This window comes from Kitasatospora sp. MBT63 (assembly GCF_000710465.2).
In the GTDB taxonomy this organism is placed as follows: Bacteria; Actinomycetota; Actinomycetes; order Streptomycetales; family Streptomycetaceae; genus Kitasatospora.
The window spans coordinates 1-3,897 of sequence record NZ_JAIZ01000283.1; the positions used below are offsets into that span (position 1 = coordinate 1).

Genomic DNA, 3,897 nt, shown 5'->3' on the forward strand with positions numbered 1-3,897 from the left:
AGCGGGCCCTCCGGGCGCTTCGTTCTTTCGTGTTCCCAGCTTATCAGATGTTTTCCGCTCCGTTTTTCCGGAGTTTCGTTCATCGAATTTCGCTATTGCCTTTCGGCGCTCCCGAACTCTACCAGAGTTATTCGGCCCGCTTTTCCGTTCCGATGGCTATCGAAAAGGTGCGCGACGTGTCGCTCGAGTGAGAGTTTGGGGGATCGTCACCTTCGGCCTCGGCCGTTCAGGCGACTCGGACTACGTTACGCCCAGGTGTCGGTCGAGTCAAACATGAGGGGCCGGATCTGGCTGGATCCGGCCCCTCATGGCTGACGTCGACGGTCAACCCGCCCGTCTCCGCGGCCACCTGACGGTGGCTCGGCAACGGGGAATGCCGTTGCCCGGTGTCAGTGCGCGGCCAGCTCCACCGCGGCCAGGTTGCGCTTGCCCCGGCGCAGCACCAGCCAGCGGCCGTGCAGCAGGTCGGATGCGGCGGTGGTGGCCTCCTCATCGGTGACCTTGGCGTTGTTGAGGTAGGCGCCGCCTTCCTTGATGGTGCGGCGAGCGGCCGAGCGGCTCGGTGCCAGGCCGGTCTCCACCAGGAGGTCGACGATCTGGCCGAGCTCGGTGACCGTCGCCTTGGGGACCTCGGCCAGCGCTGCCGCGAGGGTGGCCGGCTCCAGGTCGGCGAGTTCACCCTGGCCGAAAAGCGCCTTCGACGCGGCGACGGCGCGCTCGTACTGCTCCTCGCCGTGGACCAGCGAGGTGAGCTCCTCGGCCAGGGCGCGCTGGGCGAGGCGGGCGGCGGGCCGCTCGGCGGTCTCGCGCTCCAGCTCCTCGATCTCCTCCCGGGTACGGAAGGAGAAGATGCGCAGGAAGTTGGAGACGTCCCGGTCGTCCGCGTTCAGCCAGAACTGGTAGAAGGCGTAGGGGGTGGTCAGCTCGGGGTCGAGCCAGACGGTGCCGGACTCGGTCTTGCCGAACTTGGTGCCGTCGGCCTTGACGATCAGCGGCGTGGCCAGCGCGTGCACCGACTTGGCGTCGGCCTTGCGGATCAGGTCGGTGCCGGCGGTGAGGTTGCCCCACTGGTCGCTGCCGCCGGTCTGCAGGGTGCAGTTGTACCGGCGGTTCAGCTCCAGGAAGTCCATGCCCTGGAGGATCTGGTAGCTGAACTCGGTGTAGCTGATGCCCGCGTCGGAGTTGAGCCGTCGGGCCACGGCCTCCTTGGCGATCATGTTGTTGACCCGGAAGTACTTGCCGATGTCGCGCAGCAGGCTGATGGCCGACATCCCGGACGTCCAGTCCAGGTTGTTGACCATGCGCGCCGCGTACTCGCCGTCGAAGTCGAGGAAGCGGGAGATCTGGCCGCGCAGGCGGTCGACCCATGCCGCCACGGTCTCGGGGTCGTTGAGGACGCGCTCCGCGGTCGGCTTGGGGTCGCCGATCAGGCCGGTGGCTCCGCCGACCAGGCCGAGCGGGAGGTTTCCGGCCTGCTGGAGGCGGCGCATGGTGAGGATCTGCACCAGGTTGCCGAGGTGCAGGCTCGGGGCCGTCGGGTCGAAGCCGCAATAGAAGGTGACCGGGCCGTCCGCGAACGCCTTGCGCAGTGCGTCCTCGTCGGTGGACAGGGCGATCAGCCCACGCCACCGCAGCTCGTCGACGATGTCCGTCACGGTCACGCTTCTCCTTCGGTCGGGCGTCCGGTGCGCCGCCGGCCCGTTCGGTCGGGCCGTACGCCGGACGGATCCAGCGTCTTAGAGAGTACGCCGTCGGCGCCGGCGGGTTTCGGCCGGTCGGCGCGGGGGCGCGGAAATTCCGTTGTTCCGCGGGTGGCTCACGGTCACAGTGGTCCCACCGCCGGGTGGCGGCGGTGAGGGGCGGCCGTGCCGTCGGCACGTGCTGCAGGGAGGTGGCCTGAAGATGCGCAACACGCTGGTACTGAACGCGAGCTACGAGCCGCTGACCACGGTCTCGCTCAAGCGCGCCGTGGTCCTCGTACTGCAGGACAAGGCCGTGGTCGAGCAGGCCCATCCGCTGCGCGTGGTGCGCGGTACCGGCGTGTCCGTCCCGGTGCCCCGGGTGATCAGACTGCAACGGTACGTCCGGGTGCCGTTCCGACAACGGGCCCCGTGGTCGCGCCGCGGCGTGCTGGTCAGGGACCAGCACGTCTGCGCGTACTGCGGACGCCGGGCGAGCACCGTGGACCACCTGGTCCCGCGGTCCCGCGGCGGCGCGGACAGCTGGCTGAACACCGTCGCGGCCTGTGCCGAGGACAACCAGCGCAAGGCCGACCGGACACCGGAGCAAGCGGGGATGCGGCTGCTGCGGCGGCCGTTCGAGCCAACGCCGGAGGCCACCCTGATGCTCGCGCTGGGGCTGCGCGAGGGCGACCTCGGCGACCTGGCCGCCTGGCTGCCGGCCACCGCCTAGGGAGGGCCCGCCCGGCGGTCCGTGGGACCGGTGGGCGGCACACGGAGCCGGTGGGCCGACCCGGTCGGGGGACAGGTCGGCCCACCCCTACGTCCCACCGCCGTCCGTGGCGGGCGTCAGCCCTTGCTGCGGAAGGCGGTGGCGACGCCGAAGTTGAACGCGTGCTCCGGCATCGCGACGACCTTCTCGCCGCCGGCGAGCAGGCGGCCCGAGGTGAGCAGCGAGCCGGTACCGGGCGGGAAGGCGCCGCCCTGGGTCTCCTGTCCGCCGGTCAGTGCGAAGCGGCTGATGTGGGCGGGCTGGTCGAGCCGCTCGTCCACGGCGAGCAGCAGGCCCGAGCCGTCCAGGCCGACCGGCCGGGACTTGCGCTTCTCGGCGACCGGGGTGCGCCACACGGACTTGCCGGTGGTGAGGTCGTACGCGGCGACGGCCGGGGCGCCGGCGGGGTCGGCCGGGGTGACGGCCGCGATCATGGTGTGCTCGTGGAAGTAGACGCCGGGGACGGCGTCGAAGGTGCCCCGGGCCACCTCCAGCCGGCCGCTCTCGGCCGCGACCGGGATCTCGGCGGCGGGGTCGCCGCTCGGCCCCCAGGCGAAGACCCGGTCGTCGGCCGGCTTCTCCCCGGTGGTGAGCACCACGGCGGGTTCGGCGGAGAGCACGGTGACGGTCTTCGGCTGGTTGTTCAGGCCGCGCCACCAGGTGACCTTGCCGTCGGCGGCGTTCAGGGCCACGGCCTGGTCGACCGGGGTCGAGTCGGCGCAGCTGCTGTGCAGCACGACCGTGGCGCCGCCGGCGCCGCCGGAGAGGGTGCAGAACTTGCCCTGGCCCGCGTACTGCCAGACGTCCTTGCCGTCCTCGGCTGCCCAGGCGGCGGCCCGGTCGTCGCCGACCGCGATGACCTTGTCGTCGGTGACGGCGACGTGCGCGGCGTAGGCGTCCTTGGTGTCGGAGACGGCCTTGGTCCAGACGGCCTTGCCGGTCTTGGTGTCGACGGCGGCCAGTGTGGTGCAGGGCAGCTTCGGGTCCGCGGCGGCGCGGAACAGCACGGCGCCCAGGCCCTTGGCGTTGACGCTCGGGCTGAGTCCGCAGGGCACGGCGCCGTCGGCGGGTGCCTGGAGGGTCCAGGTCGCCTTGCCGTCGGCGAGGCCGTAGGCGTGCACGCCGGATCCGTCGGCGCGGACCACCGCGTCGGCCAGCAGCCAGCTGCCGGCCAGGGTGTCGTCGCTGCCGTCGGGCGCGGCGGTGGCCGGCTGGGCGGCCCAGGCCTTGTCGTGGGCGACCGCGATGTTCTGGCTGACGGGGGCGTCGGCGGCGGGCTTGGCCGGATCGTCCTCGCCGGTGACCAGGACGCCCGCGGTGACCAGGACGGCGAGCGCGGCGACGCCCGCGCCGACCCGGATCGCGAGGGCCCGGCGGCTGGGCGCCTGCTCGCCGGAGCCGTTGGCGGCGCCGGCGGCGCTCGCGGCGGCCGCCTTGGCGCGGTCC

The 3,897-nt window shown here is 72.2% G+C and carries 4 protein-coding genes; 2 read left to right on the forward strand and 2 right to left on the reverse strand.

Annotated features, from left to right (window positions below; translation table 11 throughout):
- Positions 1 to 191, forward strand: a 191-nt coding sequence (locus AA75_RS51430; protein WP_206743443.1) for a hypothetical protein, incomplete at its 5' end; no start/stop codon positions are given.
- 198 nt (positions 192 to 389) lie between these two features.
- Here AA75_RS51430 and tyrS read toward each other — a convergent pair.
- On the reverse strand, positions 390 to 1,655 hold the full coding sequence (gene tyrS, locus AA75_RS17770) for a tyrosine--tRNA ligase (RefSeq protein WP_033821054.1): 1,266 nt from the start codon (positions 1,653 to 1,655) through the stop codon (positions 390 to 392).
- Positions 1,656 to 1,902: 247 nt separating this feature from the next.
- On the opposite strand from tyrS, the gene AA75_RS17775 reads away from it, so the two are divergent.
- Positions 1,903 to 2,412 (forward strand): HNH endonuclease, encoded by a 510-nt coding sequence (locus tag AA75_RS17775; protein WP_033821052.1) that lies wholly within the window; start codon positions 1,903 to 1,905, stop codon positions 2,410 to 2,412.
- A 116-nt stretch (positions 2,413 to 2,528) separates the two neighbouring features.
- On the opposite strand, the gene AA75_RS17780 is transcribed toward AA75_RS17775, so the two are convergent.
- Positions 2,529 to 3,897 (reverse strand): PQQ-binding-like beta-propeller repeat protein (locus AA75_RS17780; protein ID WP_033821053.1); only part of this gene is annotated, 1,369 nt, incomplete at its 5' end.